Annotated in this window: 14 protein-coding genes, 2 pseudogenes and 1 riboswitch; of the genes and pseudogenes, 4 read left to right on the top strand and 12 right to left on the bottom strand. The window is 34.9% G+C overall.

The window, feature by feature from the left end; translation table 11 throughout:
• Nucleotides 1-36 precede the first annotated feature (36 nt).
• Both spn and LQ598_RS09680 read right to left on the bottom strand, forming a co-directional pair.
• Nucleotides 37-369, bottom strand: a complete 333-nt coding sequence (gene spn / locus LQ598_RS09675; RefSeq protein WP_239745459.1) for an SPIN family peroxidase inhibitor — start codon at nucleotides 367-369, stop codon at nucleotides 37-39.
• A 113-nt stretch (nucleotides 370-482) separates the two neighbouring features.
• The gene (locus LQ598_RS09680; RefSeq protein ID WP_103322247.1) at nucleotides 483-959 is read right to left on the bottom strand and encodes a GNAT family N-acetyltransferase; all 477 of its coding nucleotides are present in this window, start codon (nucleotides 957-959) and stop codon (nucleotides 483-485) included.
• Nucleotides 960-1,118: 159 nt separating this feature from the next.
• Between LQ598_RS09680 and LQ598_RS09685 the strand changes: the two genes are divergently transcribed.
• Nucleotides 1,119-1,589 carry a peptide-methionine (S)-S-oxide reductase gene (locus LQ598_RS09685; protein WP_103322246.1) on the top strand — a complete coding sequence of 157 codons (471 nt, stop codon included), beginning with the start codon at nucleotides 1,119-1,121 and terminating at the stop codon, nucleotides 1,587-1,589.
• Between the two features lie 634 nt (nucleotides 1,590-2,223).
• On the opposite strand, the gene LQ598_RS09690 is transcribed toward LQ598_RS09685, so the two are convergent.
• From LQ598_RS09690 to fni, 5 genes are all read right to left on the bottom strand, one after another.
• The gene (locus LQ598_RS09690) at nucleotides 2,224-3,300 is read right to left on the bottom strand and encodes a phosphomevalonate kinase (RefSeq protein WP_103322592.1); all 1,077 of its coding nucleotides are present in this window, start codon (nucleotides 3,298-3,300) and stop codon (nucleotides 2,224-2,226) included.
• 12 nt (nucleotides 3,301-3,312) lie between these two features.
• The gene (gene mvaD / locus LQ598_RS09695; protein WP_103322593.1) at nucleotides 3,313-4,296 is read right to left on the bottom strand and encodes a diphosphomevalonate decarboxylase; all 984 of its coding nucleotides are present in this window, start codon (nucleotides 4,294-4,296) and stop codon (nucleotides 3,313-3,315) included.
• A 5-nt stretch (nucleotides 4,297-4,301) separates the two neighbouring features.
• A complete protein-coding gene (mvk, locus tag LQ598_RS09700) occupies nucleotides 4,302-5,225 on the bottom strand; it encodes a mevalonate kinase (RefSeq protein ID WP_239745460.1) in 924 nt (307 codons plus the stop codon).
• A gap of 120 nt (nucleotides 5,226-5,345) precedes the next feature.
• A complete protein-coding gene (locus LQ598_RS09705; protein ID WP_239745461.1) occupies nucleotides 5,346-6,320 on the bottom strand; it encodes an SMP-30/gluconolactonase/LRE family protein in 975 nt (324 codons plus the stop codon).
• A gap of 302 nt (nucleotides 6,321-6,622) precedes the next feature.
• Complete coding sequence (gene fni, locus LQ598_RS09710) at nucleotides 6,623-7,672, bottom strand: type 2 isopentenyl-diphosphate Delta-isomerase (RefSeq protein ID WP_239745462.1); 1,050 nt, start codon at nucleotides 7,670-7,672, stop codon at nucleotides 6,623-6,625.
• A 251-nt stretch (nucleotides 7,673-7,923) separates the two neighbouring features.
• Here fni and LQ598_RS09715 point away from each other — a divergent pair, with 251 nt between their 5' ends.
• Nucleotides 7,924-8,793 carry an osmoprotectant ABC transporter substrate-binding protein gene (locus LQ598_RS09715; RefSeq protein ID WP_226908905.1) on the top strand — a complete coding sequence of 290 codons (870 nt, stop codon included), beginning with the start codon at nucleotides 7,924-7,926 and terminating at the stop codon, nucleotides 8,791-8,793.
• Nucleotides 8,794-8,885: 92 nt separating this feature from the next.
• Here the strand turns inward: LQ598_RS09715 and LQ598_RS09720 are convergent, their stop codons facing one another.
• Nucleotides 8,886-10,130 (bottom strand): Glu/Leu/Phe/Val family dehydrogenase, encoded by a 1,245-nt coding sequence (locus LQ598_RS09720; protein WP_103322598.1) that lies wholly within the window; start codon nucleotides 10,128-10,130, stop codon nucleotides 8,886-8,888.
• 517 nt (nucleotides 10,131-10,647) lie between these two features.
• Between LQ598_RS09720 and LQ598_RS09725 the strand changes: the two genes are divergently transcribed.
• The gene (locus LQ598_RS09725) at nucleotides 10,648-11,388 is read left to right on the top strand and encodes a CPBP family glutamic-type intramembrane protease (RefSeq protein WP_107536465.1); all 741 of its coding nucleotides are present in this window, start codon (nucleotides 10,648-10,650) and stop codon (nucleotides 11,386-11,388) included.
• Between the two features lie 121 nt (nucleotides 11,389-11,509).
• Nucleotides 11,510-12,433, top strand: coding sequence for an AEC family transporter (locus tag LQ598_RS09730; protein ID WP_103322600.1), 924 nt, complete (start codon nucleotides 11,510-11,512; stop codon nucleotides 12,431-12,433).
• Here the strand turns inward: LQ598_RS09730 and LQ598_RS09735 are convergent.
• From LQ598_RS09735 to LQ598_RS09745, 4 genes and pseudogenes are all read right to left on the bottom strand, one after another.
• Nucleotides 12,430-13,737: an NtaA/DmoA family FMN-dependent monooxygenase gene (locus LQ598_RS09735; RefSeq protein WP_103322601.1), complete on the bottom strand. Its 1,308-nt coding sequence runs from the start codon at nucleotides 13,735-13,737 to the stop codon at nucleotides 12,430-12,432. The genes LQ598_RS09730 and LQ598_RS09735 overlap by 4 nt on opposite strands.
• A 28-nt stretch (nucleotides 13,738-13,765) precedes the next feature.
• The gene (locus tag LQ598_RS09740) at nucleotides 13,766-14,518 is read right to left on the bottom strand and encodes a 3-oxoacyl-ACP reductase (protein WP_107536464.1); all 753 of its coding nucleotides are present in this window, start codon (nucleotides 14,516-14,518) and stop codon (nucleotides 13,766-13,768) included.
• Nucleotides 14,519-14,626: 108 nt separating this feature from the next.
• Nucleotides 14,627-14,726: riboswitch (TPP riboswitch) on the bottom strand.
• A gap of 432 nt (nucleotides 14,727-15,158) precedes the next feature.
• Nucleotides 15,159-15,596 (bottom strand): annotated as a pseudogene (locus tag LQ598_RS13945) (PTS sugar transporter subunit IIA); the annotation flags it as partial.
• A 143-nt stretch (nucleotides 15,597-15,739) separates the two neighbouring features.
• Nucleotides 15,740-17,123, bottom strand: a pseudogene (locus tag LQ598_RS09745) (PTS fructose transporter subunit IIC); the annotation flags it as partial.
• Between the last annotated feature and the right edge of the window lie 39 nt (nucleotides 17,124-17,162).

A 17,162-nucleotide genomic window follows, 5' to 3' on the forward strand; every position in this document is an offset into this window, starting at 1 on the left:
TATTTTTGATTCTGAGGAATACACTTTACAAAATCATTACTTCCAACCTTTATGATTTCTGTATTTATAAAAAGCTGAAACATCTATGTTTTGTTTCTCGGCAGTTTTGATAACTTGTCCTACATTTTTAAAACCTAATGATTTAAAATAATGAATAAGTTGAGTTTTAGTTAAAGGGTCTGTATGTTTATTTAAAAGCACTGCTAAATCTTCCGTAGTGTGGAAAAGTAAACGAGCATCATCGTGTAATGTGATACCATTTTGAGAATAAGTTCTCGCATTAGCATGATTCGCTTCAGTGACACTGACTGCTCCAAAACCTAAAATAACAGCCGATAAAGTAACAGGAATTAATTTTTTGAAATTCATATAATCATCTCCATTTCGTTTGATGAGTTGATTATAATATAAAAAAATCCAAAAAATCGGCATTTAAAAGTTATTTAATAATAGTTAAGAAACAGTTAAGGAATGGGTGATTTTTATATACTTTTCTCCATTAATAACTGCATATCTCCATCGTTGTTTACTTCTACGCCGACGTCTTTAAACCCTAGACTAATGTATAGTTTGTAGGCGATTTGATTTGGTTTATCTACAAGTAGGGCAATGTGCTTAATATGGGGCATATGCTCTAATAGATATGTATCTAGTAGTGCTAAACTTTTTTTAGCATAACCTTGTCTTAAATGACGTTCATCTGTAGATAATGATCTTACAAATATAGTTGTTTCTGGTGTTGTAGAAAAGTAATTCGTAAATTCACTGTCTTCATGTAAGACAAAAAATACAACTAAATCATTTTGTTCGGAAAGCCCCAATATGCAATGTCTGTTGGGGTTTTGTTTTGCTAATCTAATATTATCTAGTGGTGCGATAGTGAATTGTAATTGGGAAGCATTAATCTGAAAGTCTTTGATATGTTTATAGTATGAGTCATTATATGATATTAATTTCATGTTACACCTCGTTGTTCAATTTAATCTGAAACGGTATCTCCAGGATTTAATTTTTGTGGGAATTGAGTTTATTGTATTTTAACATAATAATTGAAAATCCAATGTACTTACGGTGTTTTCTTGTATAATGGGCATAACTTATTTTTAGGAGCGTAATGTATGGAAACGATATATTTAGCAGGCGGTTGTTTATGGGGTGTACAAGCTTTCGTGAAGACTTTACCTGGAGTGATTGAAACTGAAGCGGGTAGAGCGAATGGTAGTAGTCATAATAGAGCAGGCGAGTATGATGGTTATGCCGAGTGTGTAAAGACGGTCTTTAATCCTGAAGTTGTAACAGTTAATGATTTGATGGGGTACTTATTTGAGGTTATTGATCCATATAGCTTGAACAAACAAGGTGTCGATGTTGGCTTAAAATATAGAACAGGCGTTTATAGTGAGAATTCAGAGCATTTAGAAGCAGCACGTCAATTTATTAAAAATAGAAACGATGCTGAGAAAATTGTGGTTGAAGTGATGCCATTAACGAATTATGTAAAAAGTGCAGAAGAACATCAAGACAGACTAGACAAATGTCCAGATGATTATTGTCATATCCCACAATCGTTAATAAATAAATATAAATGAAGCAGAGGCGTAAAAAGTGACTGTGCTTGGATTTTGTATAAGGTGGTAAAAGACAACTCCTAGAATTCAAGTCGTAGGAGAAAAGGGTAAAGTCGTGAGTTAAGTCTGAAGTTAATCCAAGACATTGTCGAAGTCGTGAGTTAATTCTGGAGTTAATCCAAGAAAATGCCCAAGTCGTGAGTTAAGTCCGAAGTTAATCCAAGACATAGCCCAAGTCGTGAGTTAAGTCTGAAGTTATTCCAAGAAAATGCCCAAGTCGTGAGTTAATTCTGGAGTTAATCCAAGACATAGCCGAAGTCGTGAGTTAAGTCCGAAGTTAATCCAAGACATAGCCCAAGTCGTGAGTTAAGTCCGAAGTTAATCCAAGACATAGCCGAAGTCGTGAGTTAATTCTGAAGTTAATCCAAGACATAGCGTAAGTCGTGAGTAAAGTCCGAAGTTAATCCAAGAAAATGCCCAAGTCGTGAGTTAAGTATTGAGTTAATCCAAGACATAACCAAAATTTCCCCTTGCTATCTTTTGTATAACTTAATATTGAGTCCAGCTACCTCTTAATTACTTTACAACATAAAAAAATCCCCGTTGCTCAACGTATTTGTTGTGCAACGGGGTTCTTTATATTCAATTCTTTATTTCATTGTCCGTGGTAAATACTGAAGTTGAGTGGTTTGATGTCGTTATTTGACCATTCTTCATATATTTTGCTTTTGTTTTTATCATTTTCAACGATGGTGATACCGCAGTCTCCGCCGCCAGCGCCGGATGTTTTACTTGCTCCGCCGTATTTTTCACCGATATCACATAGTTTTTTTAAATGTTGTGTCTCGATGTCTATTGTAGCGAATGAGTCTAAGTATTGTATGACTGTGCGATTTTTTCTAATTGTTTCTTGTACACCTTTAATATTGTTCGTTTTGAAGGCTTTGATAAGTTGCTCAACAAATGTTTGTGATTGATCAAGAAACTGTCCATATATTGTTGGGTCGGCTTTCAGTCGTTTAACTTCACTTACTAAATGGTGTGAAGAGGCTGGTGAACCTGTCCATCCGATTAGTACTTCCATATGTTCTGGTGCTTGTAGTGGTTCTATGTGTAGACCTGGCCAGTTTTTATAAAGGACTTCCAGGACAGATGTTTCTTCGATTTGTTGTTTGACCCAATCATGATCAAATGTACTATAGACTAACCAACCTGTGTAAACACTAACGGCTATATCGCCACAAGAACTTAAGCTTTGTAATTTCATGTTTGCGATAACGGCTAATTTATAAATGTATAAATTGGATAATTGCATATTGTAAAATTCATTTAAGGCTTTAATGACGGATACTAATACAGCGGCGCTAGAGCCTAATCCGTATTTATGTCCTGATGCATCATCTAGGTTACTATCTATTGTAAGGTTATAATGTCTTAAAGTGACATTTGAACTTTTTGCATATTGCTCAAAGACTTCGATAGCCTGTGTAATATATTTAAGTTGATCTGCTGCATCTGTATCAGAAATGATTATTTTATCTTGTTCTCTTTTAAAAGTAATCGGTTCATGATGTAAAGTCTTAGAATGGATAAACCCTGAAGTTGAATGAGTATCTTCTACAGTGGCCGTTACAAATCGGTCAACTGCGATTAATACAGATTTATATCCAGGCTCTGTTACTGCATATTCTCCAGCAATATACAGCTTTCCTGGCGCTTTGACTTGAATCATTTTATCTCTTCCTTATTCAATAATTTCAATTCCTGTGTGTGTAATATCACTCGCAATAACTTGTTCTTTATTAAAAGATTTAAGTAAAGCGTCTAGTATAAATTGTTGGTTTTTCTTTTCAACTAAAATTTTAACATTTGGTCCAGCATCCATTGTAAAATAGCAAGGGAATCCGGCTTTTCTACATTGATGGACAATTTCCATAACTTCATAACTTTCAGGTACTAAATAAGAAAAAGGAGGTTGGGCACCTAAATTTGTAGCGTGCATACGCAATCCATTTTCTTCTATGACTTCGCCTAAATGTTTGAAGTCTTTCTGTTTAATTGCTTGCTTTACAGATGCAATATCTTCATCTACATGATCTAACCAATATTGATAGAATCGAGATGTATCGCGTGTATGAGACATACCAGAACGACTAGAGACTTTTTTGGATTGGTTATTGATTACGACAAAAATCATAGATAAGTCGTCTTCCCAATTTTGTGCATCAATTGAATGCGCATATGATGTTTTATCATCATATCCTTTTTCCCACTCAGCAAATCCACCAAAAATACTTCTAGAAGCAGAACCAGAACCTCTGCGTGCTAATCTTGATAAATCTGTATCAGACATGTTTAAATCAAGCGCTTCGTTGCAAGCTGCTGCTAAGGCTGCATATGCGCTTGCTGAAGAAGCAAGTCCGGCAGCGGTAGGTACATAATTCACGCTATCGATGTATGCGTGTAATGACGTATTACCACGCTCTCTTACGATATCCATAAATTTATAAATTTTCTTAGCTTGTTCTTCGTTAACTTCTTGTCCATTTAAAATTAAAGTGTCTTTCGTATACTCAGGACTAAATGTCACTTTTGTTTCTGTATAAAATTTATCTAGTGTAACGGATAAGCTATTATTCATGGGAATGATTAAGTCTTCATTGGCTTTTCCCCAATATTTAATTAATGCAATATTTGTGTGAGCACGGGCTTTGCCACTAATATTCAATCTCGTTAACCTCCTAATTTTTCAATCCAAGTATGATGTGCACCGAATTTTTCAGCATTTGTCGCTATTTTTTCAGCGATTTCAAGGTTTTGTGCGAGTACAATCATACTACCGCCGCGTCCGCCACCAGTCAGTTTACCAGCAGTTGCACCTTGTGTTTTGCTGATTTCAAGCAATGATTCGATATTGTCATGACTGACAGTAAGCTTACGTAAATTATCTTGAGCAAGCTCAAACACATGCGCTAATTGGTTGAAATCATGCTGTTCAATTGCTTTGTTTGCTTCATATACGAGATTGCCAATATGTTCAATATATCGCATATAATGCTCGTCATGATTACATAGTTGATGGACATCTTCGACTGCTTTCTTTGTAGAACCTCGAACACCAGTGTCTATTACAACCATATAACCATTTAATGATAAAGGTTTTAAAGTTGTAACTTTGCCTTGATGGAACCAAACAGGCTTATTAGAAACAATCGTTTGTGTATCAATGCCACTCGGTTTGCCATGAGCGATTTGTTCTGCCCAATTCGCTTCTTCTATTAACAACTCGTCAGAAAGAGGCTTGTTTATATAATCATAACTTGCTCTTACAAAGGCGATAGCCATAGCAGCACTGGAACCTAATCCTCTTGAAGGGGGAAGATTCGTTTCAAAAGTAACATTTATAGAGTCTTCTATATGATGTTTTTCGATAAAACGAGTCGTAACAGCTTTAATATGTTCAGGTGCTTGTTGTAACGTACCTTCATATACATCACTATTGATGTATGAAGGCGCACCTTCACTAAGTGACGCGATTGTTACCTTCACTTTACCTGTTGTAAATGGAATAGCTATTGCTGGTTGTCCAAAAGTAACAGCATGCTCTCCTATTAAAATCACTTTCCCATTTGCTTCCCCATATCCTATTTGTGCCATATCTTCAATCACCTTTAATATTTCCTATTTTATTTTTTGTTAAACAACACTTTATTATTATAAAGCTCTGTCACGATATATTCAAAAACTTTAACTAATTATTATATAATAATTGCATTTTTAATGAAATTGATAACTATTATGTCCTTTTGCGAAGCCTTTTGCCGTAAATAACCAAGAATCGCCACCACGTTCTATATCATTTGCACAAATAATCAATTGATCAGTTCCTGGAATGAAAGCAGGGTGTGTAGATCTTAGCATATGACCTCGATCTCGACCTGGCATTAATATTTGTCCAATTGGATAACCACTTTTGTTAAAAACAAGTACTCTACCTTGACCATACATTGCGACATAAAGGTTGTCATCACTGTCTATACAGCAAGAGTCAGGACCTTCATGGCCAGTAAAATGATAAGGAATAGAAGCACCAAATGGTTCAATCGTAACACCATCTTCTTCTAAAGAAATACGGTGTAATCTATTCGCGTTTGTTTCAGTAACCCAAAGCACACGCTCATCTGTGCTTAAAGCAATACCATTTGCTACAGCAATATTTTGAATGATAGGTGTAATCGTTTGATGATCAGGTGATACATAATAAACACCACCAAGAGGATTAGTTGAGTACCCTCTAAAATCAGTGAAATAGAATCCGCCTTTACGATCAAAAACTAAATCATCTACACAATATTCAGTATCAATATCTGAAACAATATTTTGAGGGTTTCTGCCATCAGCATCTGTGGATATAACACCACCAGAATTTTTGAAATCACCTAAGTAAGACAAATATAAGCGCCCATCTTTATGTATTTTAACAGAAGCCGGGTTTGTTTTCTCAGATTTGAATACAGTATTTACTTTTTTCTCAGGTAAGTCTACGCGGAATATTGTTCCACCAAAAACTTCACATAAAAAAAGGTTGTGATTTCTATCAAAACATAAGCCTTCTAATTGAAGACCTTCGTCAGAAATTTTTAGCCAAGGCTCCGCAGTAACAGTTTGTAAATGTTGTTCACTTGCAAGGAGTGGAACAGCACTTTTCGAAGCTTCAGTATAATATAAAGATGGTATATCTTGATTGCTCATATTCAGCTCTCCTTTAATTTTTATTTTATAAAAAAAGCGTGTGTGCACTTTAAAGATGCGGTTCATATATATGTTTAATATTATCACTTTATATCCTACATTGAAAATGAATATTATATCGTAAAAAAGTCTGATATAAAGCGAGATAGAGATAGGAGTTTTTGGAATGAGCAGGTTAGTTTCGTAAGATATATAGATAGATTTTCGTTTAATTTTGAGGGGTGGCGCTATTTTAGTCTGAACTTCCTCAATATCTCACAAACGGAAAGCAGCTTTCCCCATTAAGAAAAAGCTGCTTCATATTACTCGGGATTTATAATTTTTGAGCGTTGCTCTACGTAATTTTGTAATTCAGGTGCCAACACATAGCCGACTGATCTCAAGTCTGATACGTTTGATGCGTTGAGCAAGTTTGCTATGACGTGCATTTGTTCAATGAATTGCTTCATATGTTCAATTGTTTCTTCTACGCCGTATTCATCTAAATATTTAAGTACATATCCTGAAAGACCGACTGCTTCTGCGCCTAATACTAATGATTTGATTGCATCAAGTGGGTTTTTCACGCCACCGCTTGCTAGTATATGCATGTCTGTATTTAATAATTTAGCTTCGAGTAAACTTTGTACAGTGCTTTGTCCCCATTGATTTAAGAATGCCATGTCTTTCAATGGTCTTCTTTGGTTCTCGATATCGGCAAAGTTAGTACCGCCTCGACCACTTACATCTACATATTGAATACCGATGTCTTTAACTTTTTGAATCGTTTCGGCACTCATGCCAAAACCTACTTCTTTAATAATGACAGGGATATCAATATGCGCTTGGATTTCTTGGATGTTTGTTAACCAATTTTCAAACTGAGTATCACCTTCAGGCATGATTAATTCTTGTGGGGCATTAACATGAATTTGCAAAGCGTCTGCATTTAGTAATTCAATTGATCTTTTTGCTTTTGCATATTCAATATCTGCGCCAACATTACTTAAAATGATGCCATCTGGATTCTCATCTCGAACAACTGTGAAACTTGCTTCAGCGTTAGAATCTTTTAAAGCTGAATGTGTTGAACCGACTGCCATTGGAATATCACAAGCTTTCGCTATTTGTGCTAATGCCTTGTTAATTGCTGCTGCTCTTTCACTTCCACCTGTCATTGCATTGATATATAAAGGGTATTTAAAAGTGAAGTGAGGAAATGTTGCAGATAAGTCGATTTGGTTTTTATTTATTGAAGGAATGGATTGATGTATTAACTGTACTTTATCAAAATCAGTACCTGCTGATTGATAAGTATCTAAAGCTAATTGAATATGTTCATTCTTTCTTCTACTTCTTAATGAGTCGTCCATTCATTTATCCTCCGTGCATCTATATGTTTAATGATTTATTTTTATCTCATTCACATTATAGCAGTTGTCATATTGAATATAAACTAAACAATATAAATCAAGACACCCTTTAGACTGCCCGTTATACAGACTGTAATTGGCGTTAAATTTTTTATGGTAATATAAGAGTCACTACTATATAAATATAAAGCTTATGGAGGGGAACTGTTATCAAACTTAAAGAATTTACTTTAATTATAATTTGTACATTATTGTTAAGTGGCTGTTCTTTACCTGGGTTAGGCGGGGCATCGTCAGAAACTGTTAAAATAACAGCGCTCGCAACAAGCGAGTCTCAAATTATGGCCCATATGATTAGACTACAAATTGAGCATGATACAAATGAAGAAATTAAACCCGTCATTGTAAACAATTTAGGTTCTGCAGCTATTGAACACAATGCGATTTTAAATGACGATGCTCAAATATCAGCTACGAGATATACAGGTACTGATTTAGTAGGTGCACTTGGTTTGGAACCTATTACAAATACTAAAAAAGCCGAAAAAGCAGTTAAAACAGGCTTTGAAAATAAATTTAATCAAACATTTTTTGATTCATATGGCTTTGAAAATACTTTTGCTTTTACCGTAACGAAAGAAACGGCAGAAAAATACAATTTAAAAAAAGTATCAGATCTAAAGAAACATAGAGACAAACTCAGAGTAGCAAGTGATGCAACATGGATTAAACGTAAAGGTGATGGTTATCCAGCGTTCGCGAAAGCTTACGGATTTGAATTTGAAAATATAAGAACAATGCAGATTGGACTCGTATATGATGCCTTGAAGAATAAAAGTATCGATGTAGCACTTGGTTATACGACAGATGGTAGAATTTCCGCCTATGATTTAGTGACGTTAGAAGATGATCGTCATTTCTTCCCACCATATGATGCAAGTCCTTTAGCAACAAATGAATATTTGAAAGATAATCCTAAAGCTAAAAAATCTATCGAAAAATTAATTGGCAAAGTGTCTACTAAAAAAATGCAAGAACTGAATTTCAAAGCTGATGGTAAAAAAGAAGAACCTGCAATTATTGCTGAAAAGTTTCTAAAAGAACATCATTATTTTGAATAAATTATAAAAACACCCAATCCGAAAATGATTCTAACGGATTGGGTGATTTATTTTAAGTTGGGATTTATGTGCCAACCTCTTTATTTATAATGCTATGCCCAACCTCTGAAACGTGTTGCTTCAGCTGTACGTCTAACACCAACGACATAGGCAGATAATCTCATATCTAAATTTCTATTCTGAGATATTTCATAGACTTTATCAAAAGCTTCAACTAATTTTTCTTTCAATAAATCATTGATTACTTCTTCAGTCCAATAAAGACCTTGATTGTTTTGCACCCACTCAAAGTATGACACGGTAACACCGCCGGCGCTTGCTAATACGTCAGGAATTAACAACACGCCGTTTTCAGTTAAGATACGTGTAGCTTCTTGAGTAGTAGGGCCGTTTGCAGCTTCAGCTACAATGCTAGCTTTAATATCTCCAGCATTCTGAGCAGTGATTTGATTAGCTAAAGCAGCAGGTACTAAAATGTCACAATCTAGCCCAAACAACTCGCTATTTGGAATGAGGTTATCAAATAAAGGTGTGATTCTGCCATGCTCTTTACGTAGCTCTAATAAATGATCAATATCTAAACCTTCAGGATCATATAATGCGCCACGACTTTCTGAAATACAGATAATTTTTGCACCTTTATCATGTAAGATTTTAGCGATAAAGCTACCAGCATTACCAAAACCTTGGATGACAACACGTGATCCTTCAATATTAATATTTTTACGTTTAGCAGCTTCTTCAATTGTGATGACAGCACCTAAAGCTGTCGCTTGTTCACGACCAAGTGAACCACCTAAAGCAAGAGGCTTACCTGTAATGAAGTTTGGTGCATTTACTTTATGCATTAAACTATATTCATCCATCATCCATGCCATAACTTGAGCATCCGTATACACATCTGGTGCTGGAATATCTTTAGTAGGTCCGACAATTTGAGATACTGCTCTTACGTAACCTCTAGATAATCTTTCAAGTTCCGTCTTACTCATGTTATGAGGATCACATTGAATTGCGCCTTTACCACCGCCATAAGGTAAATTAACGATGCCACACTTTAAGGTCATCCACATAGATAAAGCTTTCACTTCATTCTCATCGACATCAGGGTGGAAACGAATGCCGCCCTTAGTAGGTCCGACCGAACTATTATGTTGAGAACGATAACCTGTAAAAGTTTTTACCGAACCATCATCCATTTTTACTGGAATACGAACCTTTAAAAATCTAGCCGGCTCTTTAATGAGCTCATAAAGACCTTCATCATAACCTAGTTTATATAAAGCTTCTTCAATAATATTCTGTGTTGAAGTAACAAGATTGCTATTTTCACTCATGATTGACTCTCCTTCTATATATAAAAAACAATATTAAAAAAACATATTAAACTAAATGATAGTACGAATGAAAACATATTTCAATAAAATAAACAGAATTTACAAAAAAATTCGAAAACTATATAATTTTTGGTTGTGTGAAAAATGATTACTTAATGTTAAATATACACTTTATTAATTGGATGAGGTTGATGTGTGTGGTGGAAGTGGAGTCAGGCTCTGAATGTTGCTTGTTTAGTGAGTCTTGCAACATACAGGCGTTCTATGTTGCTTGTTTAGTGAGTCTTGCAACATACAAGCTTTCTATGTTGCTTGTTTGATCAGTCTTGCAACATAGAGCATATACTTAAAAGAACAAACGAAAAATATAATGAAATTGGTAACTCTTAGAGCTAACAAAATCATTTTTCAGAATAGTATTATGAAGTATCTTTTAAAGAGTTAGATTTATGTATTGATTATTACGCGACGTCATATAATATAGTTTCACCTATATTATATATGGGAGCTGTTCAGCATGAATAAAAATTTTAAAGCATACTTAATTTATATCTTGATTATCTTATCTTGTTTATTATTAAGCATTCCAATGTTACGCCACTTAGTGATGGAGAAGTTAGAAATAATGAAAGTTCATTCTCATTTTTCGGTATACCAATTAACGCTTTTATCCATGATAAATCCGTTGATATTAAGTTTAGTCGGTTTGACTTTGGGTCATTTTTTACATCAGAAAACTAAATTAAAATCTGTAATATATCAAAAAGGAAAATTAAAAAAAACATTAATGATTAGTGTTTTGAGTGGTGTTTTTATAGGTTTCATTCTAGTAATTGGGGAATGGATATCTAATGTATTTATACAGAACAAGAATTTGCTTGAAAATTCTTTTATAGAATTATTAGGGGGAGTTAGCTATGGGGGTGTTCTAGAAGAAATTATTATAAGATTTGGATTAATGACTTTAATTAGTTATTCTTTAATCAAAATAACTAAAAGAGAATCTAAATTTGTATATATTATATCGATTCTAATATCATCACTTATTTTTTCATTAGGTCACTTACCAGCCATGCTTTTAGTATCAAATAGCGATATTACAATTTCTATAATCAAAGTAATGACGTTAAATATGATTGCTAGTACTATTTATGGGTTTTTATACTATAAATACTATTTAGAATGTGCCATGGTCGCTCATATAATGACGCATGTTACATCACAAAGTATATTATTTCTAATAACTTTATTATTTTAGGAATGTCTAAGTATATTTTTATTAAATAAATTCATACAAAAACACACCCCCAACAAGTTATGAAGAATGTTATGATAAAATGTAATCGATAACATATCTTGCTTGAAATGGGGGTGCCTTTTTGGCTGAAATATTCAATATTCTACTAACTGTAGTTGTGCCTATTTTTTTGATGACGGCATTAGGTTATGTTTTGCAAAAGCGTGTTAAATTAGATTTAAGAACGTTAGCTAAGTTAAATATTAATGTGTTTGTGCCTGGATTTATTTTTGCGAAGTTCTATAAGGCTGACTTAGCTGTCAATTTATTATTTTCTATCGTCATTTTCTTTATTATATACATAGTAATGCTTTATATTGTTGCGTTTGTCTTGGCCAAAATGCAAAATTTAGATAAAGGTAAAGAGACGACTTTAACGAACAGCGTGCTCTTTTTTAACTCGGGTAATTACGGTGCACCTTTAAATGATATTGTATTTAAAAGTGATCCACTTGCAATGTCTGCGCAAGTAATCGTGTTAACTTTGCAAAATGTCTTTACCTTTACTTATGGTGTCTTTGCGATTCAATCAGTTCAATTAGGTAAACTTAAAGCGCTGCTGAATTATTTTAAGATGCCAATTATTTATGCGCTTTTATTAGCCATCATCTTAAACTACAACCATATTCCGATTCCTGAATTCATGTGGACAACTGTAAGTTATTTGTCTGATGCCATGATTGCGGTCGCTTTAATATTATTGGGCGCGCAAATTGCGAATATTAAGCTCAACTTTAAATGGTCATCTTCTTATATTTATATATTTATAAGGCTAGTAGTAGGGCCTGCGATTGCTCTTGTGATTATAAAGTGCATGGGTCTAGATGGTATTATTGCGCAAACTTTATTTATCGCTTCAGCGATGCCAACTTCTGTTAACAGTTCGGTCATTGCGCAAGAATATGACAATTATCCTGAGTTGGCTGCTGAGCTTGTCTTTATGTCTACGCTATTCAGTTCGATATCAGTAGTGATCGTCATTTATTTATCTCATATTATTTTCTAATTTATATTGAGATGTTCTTTAAAGGTGTGGCCGAAGTATGCTTCTCGATAAAGACCACGTCGTTGTAATTCTGGGACGATGAACTCTACAAAATCTTCTAAACTATAAGGCAGTGTAGGTGGCATTAAATTAAAGCCATCTGCTACACCTAATTTAAACCAACGTTCCATCTCGTCTACTATTTCTACAGGTGTCCCAATTAAAGTGAGATGTCCACCGCCTGCATTGAGATATCCTAATAATTCTCTCACAGTAGGTTGAGTGTCTTCTATAATTTCTAAAATCGTTTCGTATCTTCCTACAGGACCGTCGAATGCTTCAACTGGAGGCAACGCTGGCACTAGTTCGTCCAATGCCCATTTCGTACAATCTTGCCTTACGAATGTGCTCAGTTGTTTTATAGCATTTTCAATCGGGAGACGTTTATCTAACTTTTCTTTTTTTAATAAAGCCGCTTCACGTGTTTCTGCAACATAAGTCACTAATCCAGGAAAGACTTTAATATATTTATTCGGCGTGCTACTTTGTTGTATCGCGTCGTTTAATTTTGCTCTGTAAGCTTTTGCTTGTTTTATGTTCCAAGATACAGAATAGACGGCATCTGCATGTTTAACTGCTAATGCTATACCTTGCTTAGAAGCGCCAGCTTGCATAGCGACAGGTTTACCTTGTGGACTACTTGGCGTTGATAAAGGTCCATTTACTTGGAAATGTTCTCCTGAATGGTTAAAAGGTTTAATCTGATCATGTTTAATGAGTTGATTATTGTCGCGATCGTGTATGAAATGCTCTTTTTGCCAAGATGTGAACAGTTTATCCATTAATTCAGCAAATTCATTAGCTTTTTGATATCTTTTGTCATGTGATGGCAAAGCCTCCATGCTATGGTTCTGTGCTTCTAAATCGGACATAGAAGTGACTAAATTCCAACCGACGCGACCGTTTGTAGCATGATCAAGCGTTAAAAGTTGTCGCGCGACAGTATATGGATTCGAAAATGAGCTGGATATTGTTGAGACTAATCCAATATGATGCGTCACTTGTGATATTGCTGTTAAATTTATGATTGGATCTAACCAAAATGCAGGGAGTTCACTGTCTGACTTTGCAGGAAAAGACTGGTTATCAGCAAAGAATACAGCGTCTAACAATCCATTTTCTGAGAGTTGTGCTAACGATTGATAATATGAAATATCTCCAATTTGTTCGATAGATGAATCTTCCATCAGCCATGCAGCTTGATGATGTCCACACCCATATAATAAAACACCGATATTAAGTTGCTCGTTCTTGAAATTGCTCATTCATATTCTCCTTATATAGTTTGAAATTCTAGTTCATCGTCAAACCACCATCTACTGTATAATTCTGACCTGTAATACCTTTAGCTTTATCAGAAGCTAAGAAGCTCACCATATTGGCAACGTCTTGTGGTGTCGTTACTTTTTTTAGTGGTGTAGATTGAGCGATTAAATCGAAAACTTCTGGTGTCGTCACTGAACTCGCATCCGTTGTTTTCAGCAATCCACCCGATACAACGTTTGCTGTCACACCATATTGTCCTAATTCCGCTGCAATATTTCGTGTAAAACCAATTAAACCAGCTTTTGCAGTTGTATACTCATGATATGGTACGACTGGATTTTGGAATAGGTTAGTTCCAATACTTATAACAGCACCTTGTTTTCTTTCTATAAATTGTGGAGCAACACTTTGTACAATATTAAAAGCAGCTTTTAAAGTGCCGTCTATTTGTTGTTGATAATCTTCCCAAGAAAGGTCAGCAAAAGCTTTTTGTTGCACAGGATCAAATTTGAAATTAACGAGCGCATTATTAACAACGACATCTATTTGTCCAAAGTGCTTCGTGCTCTCTGTTATTAAATGATCAACTTCTTGACGATTTGTAACGTCTGCTTTAATAGCAATAGCTTGTTCATGACCGATTTCAGCTACAAGGTTTTCAGCTTGTTCTTTGCTACTATTGTAATTGATGACGACTTGATAACCTTCAGATGCCAATGTGCGTGCAATTGTGGCACCCAATCCTCTACTACTTCCTGTAACTAGTACTGTTTTAACCATTTAAATCACTCCTATACAAAATTTAAATAAAAAAATACACAACCTTCCCGTAAGAAAGTTGTGTAAAATTAGAAAACATTTATAAAAAGGCATATTCATCCCTTAAAATTCATTTCACAAACACTTTCCTACGCTAGTATTAACTAGTTCAGGTTCAAAGGGTTTGAGTAAATACTCATCTCAGTTTAAAACACCCCTAGTGCATCTATTTAATTACTTTCAATGTATAGTTTTTAACAAATGATGTCAAGTTTATATTAGTTGATAATACCTTATTAACACTGCCTATTTTAAACAGCTTTATATAAGTATACAAAGTATACTTATATAAACGCAGATATCCAGAAATATAATCGGAGTGAGAGAAGGCGAGACAGGGTGGAAGTCGTGAGTTAAGTCCGAAGTTAATCCAAGACATCGCTTAAGTCGTGAGTTAAGTCCGAAGTTAATCCAAGACATTGCTCAAGTCGTGAGTTTATTCCAAAGTTAATCCAAGACATATCTGAATATGTGACTCTTTTCATAGAAAAAACACCTCCGTATTAATTCATTTTGATATGAATTCAACGAAAGCGTTTTTTATTTTATTCCCACAAATTGGGGTCAGTTCAATTCTCTGTTCCAGGAATTTTTATCTATTCTATATTTCTTTCAAGATGCGATATATTTCTTCAGTGCTTTCTGCGTTTATTAATGTTTCTCGTGTTTCATCGTCCATGAGTGTACGTGATAGTCTTTGCAATAGTTTCAAGTGTGTGTCACTGCTATCATTTGGTACGGCTATTAGGAAGATGATTTTTGGTTGTGTATCATCTAAGCTTTCCCATTCCACACCGCTTTTATTGTTTAAGACTGCTACTACTGGTTGTTTGACGACATTTGATTTAGCGTGTGGGATGGCTACGTTCATGCCTATTGCAGTTGTTGATTCTGATTCGCGTTTAAGTACGGCTTCTTTCAAAATTTCTTCGTCATCAATATAGTTGTGTTGTTTTAAATTTAGAATAAGTTTGTCGATTGCTTCATCTCTTGAAATGTTGCTGTTTTCTATTGTAATAACATTTTTATCAAATACTTTAAATTCTTCTGTTTCTGAATTTTGAGTTTCAACGTTTGAAGTGGTTTGATCTTTTTCATCATTCTCATCGATACCCATAAATGACGATGTAATACCACTGTCTGAATCATCTATATCAGCTGGGGATACTGCTGTTTCTTTTTTCTTTAAAAGTAATGCCACAAGCATCGTTACGATACTTCCGACTATAACGGCTATGAAAAACCATATTACTTGATCTATTCCACCTAAGACAGCTACAATTGGTCCACCATGAGCTACTCGGTCTCCAACTCCACCTATAGATGCTATAACGGCAGCAACCATTGCACCTATCATGTTAGATGGGATAATACGTAGTGGATCTTGAGCTGCGAATGGAATGGCACCTTCTGTAATACCGAAAAGTCCCATTGTGAATGAGGCTTTACCCATTTCAATTTCACCTTTATTAAATTTGCGTTTATTAATAAAAGTGGCAAGTCCCAGTCCGATTGGAGGTGTACATACAGCTACTGCTACCATACCCATAACTGCGTAATTACCTTCAGCAATTAGTGCTGAACCAAATAGGAACGCGACTTTATTTACAGGTCCGCCCATATCGAATGCAATCATTGCGCCGATAATTAAGGCTAAGATGATACTATTTGCACCTTGCATGCCTTTTAACCATGTTGTTAATCCTTCAAAAATGCTTGCAATTGGTGCCCCGATAACGAATATGAAGATAAGTCCTACTAATATTGAAGAGATGATAGGAATAATAATGATTGGCATTATAGGTGCCATTGCTTTTGGAATTTTGATATTTTTAATCCATTTTGCAATATAACCTGCTAGGAAACCAGCCACAATACCACCTAAAAATCCTGCGCCTGCTTCACTACCATAGAAACTTCCATCAGCAGCAATTGCACCACCAATCATACCTGGAACTAACCCGGGTTTATCAGCAATACTGACTGCAATATAACCAGCTAGTATAGGCACCATGAAACTAAATGCTAAGCTACCGATATTTTCGATAGATTTCCAAAACGAATCTTCAGGAATTTTTAACCCTTCAGGTGTAGTGTTCCCGCCTAATGTTAATGCTATAGCCATTAATAAACCACCGACTACGATAAATGGAACCATAAACGATACACCGTTCATTAAATGTTGGTAAACCATTTGTAGACCGCTCTTTTGTTCATCTTCATCATGTGTATGTTTATTACCATTTTTTTCATGGTGTATATGCGCATCTTGATCAATGATACGTTGAATTAATAGTTTAGGATTATGAATACCCTCTCTAACACTTTCATTAATTAATCGTTTCCCGTCAAAACGTGATAAATCGACTTGTCTATCTGCAGCGATAATGATGCCATCTGCTTCTCTAATTTCTTTTGATGTAAGTACATTTTCAGCACCGACACCACCTTGTGTTTCTACTTTTATATCTATGTCCATTTCTTTAGCAGCTTGCTCTAATTTTTCCTGAGCCATGTAAGTATGTGCTATCCCGTTTGGACAAGATGTTATTGCTAAAATTTTCATAACGTCATCTCCTTCTTGATTTAATTGTAAACGCATTCA

Origin of the sequence: Mammaliicoccus sp. F-M27, assembly GCF_022387115.1 — a bacterium.
In the GTDB taxonomy this organism is placed as follows: domain Bacteria; phylum Bacillota; class Bacilli; order Staphylococcales; family Staphylococcaceae; genus Mammaliicoccus; species Mammaliicoccus vitulinus.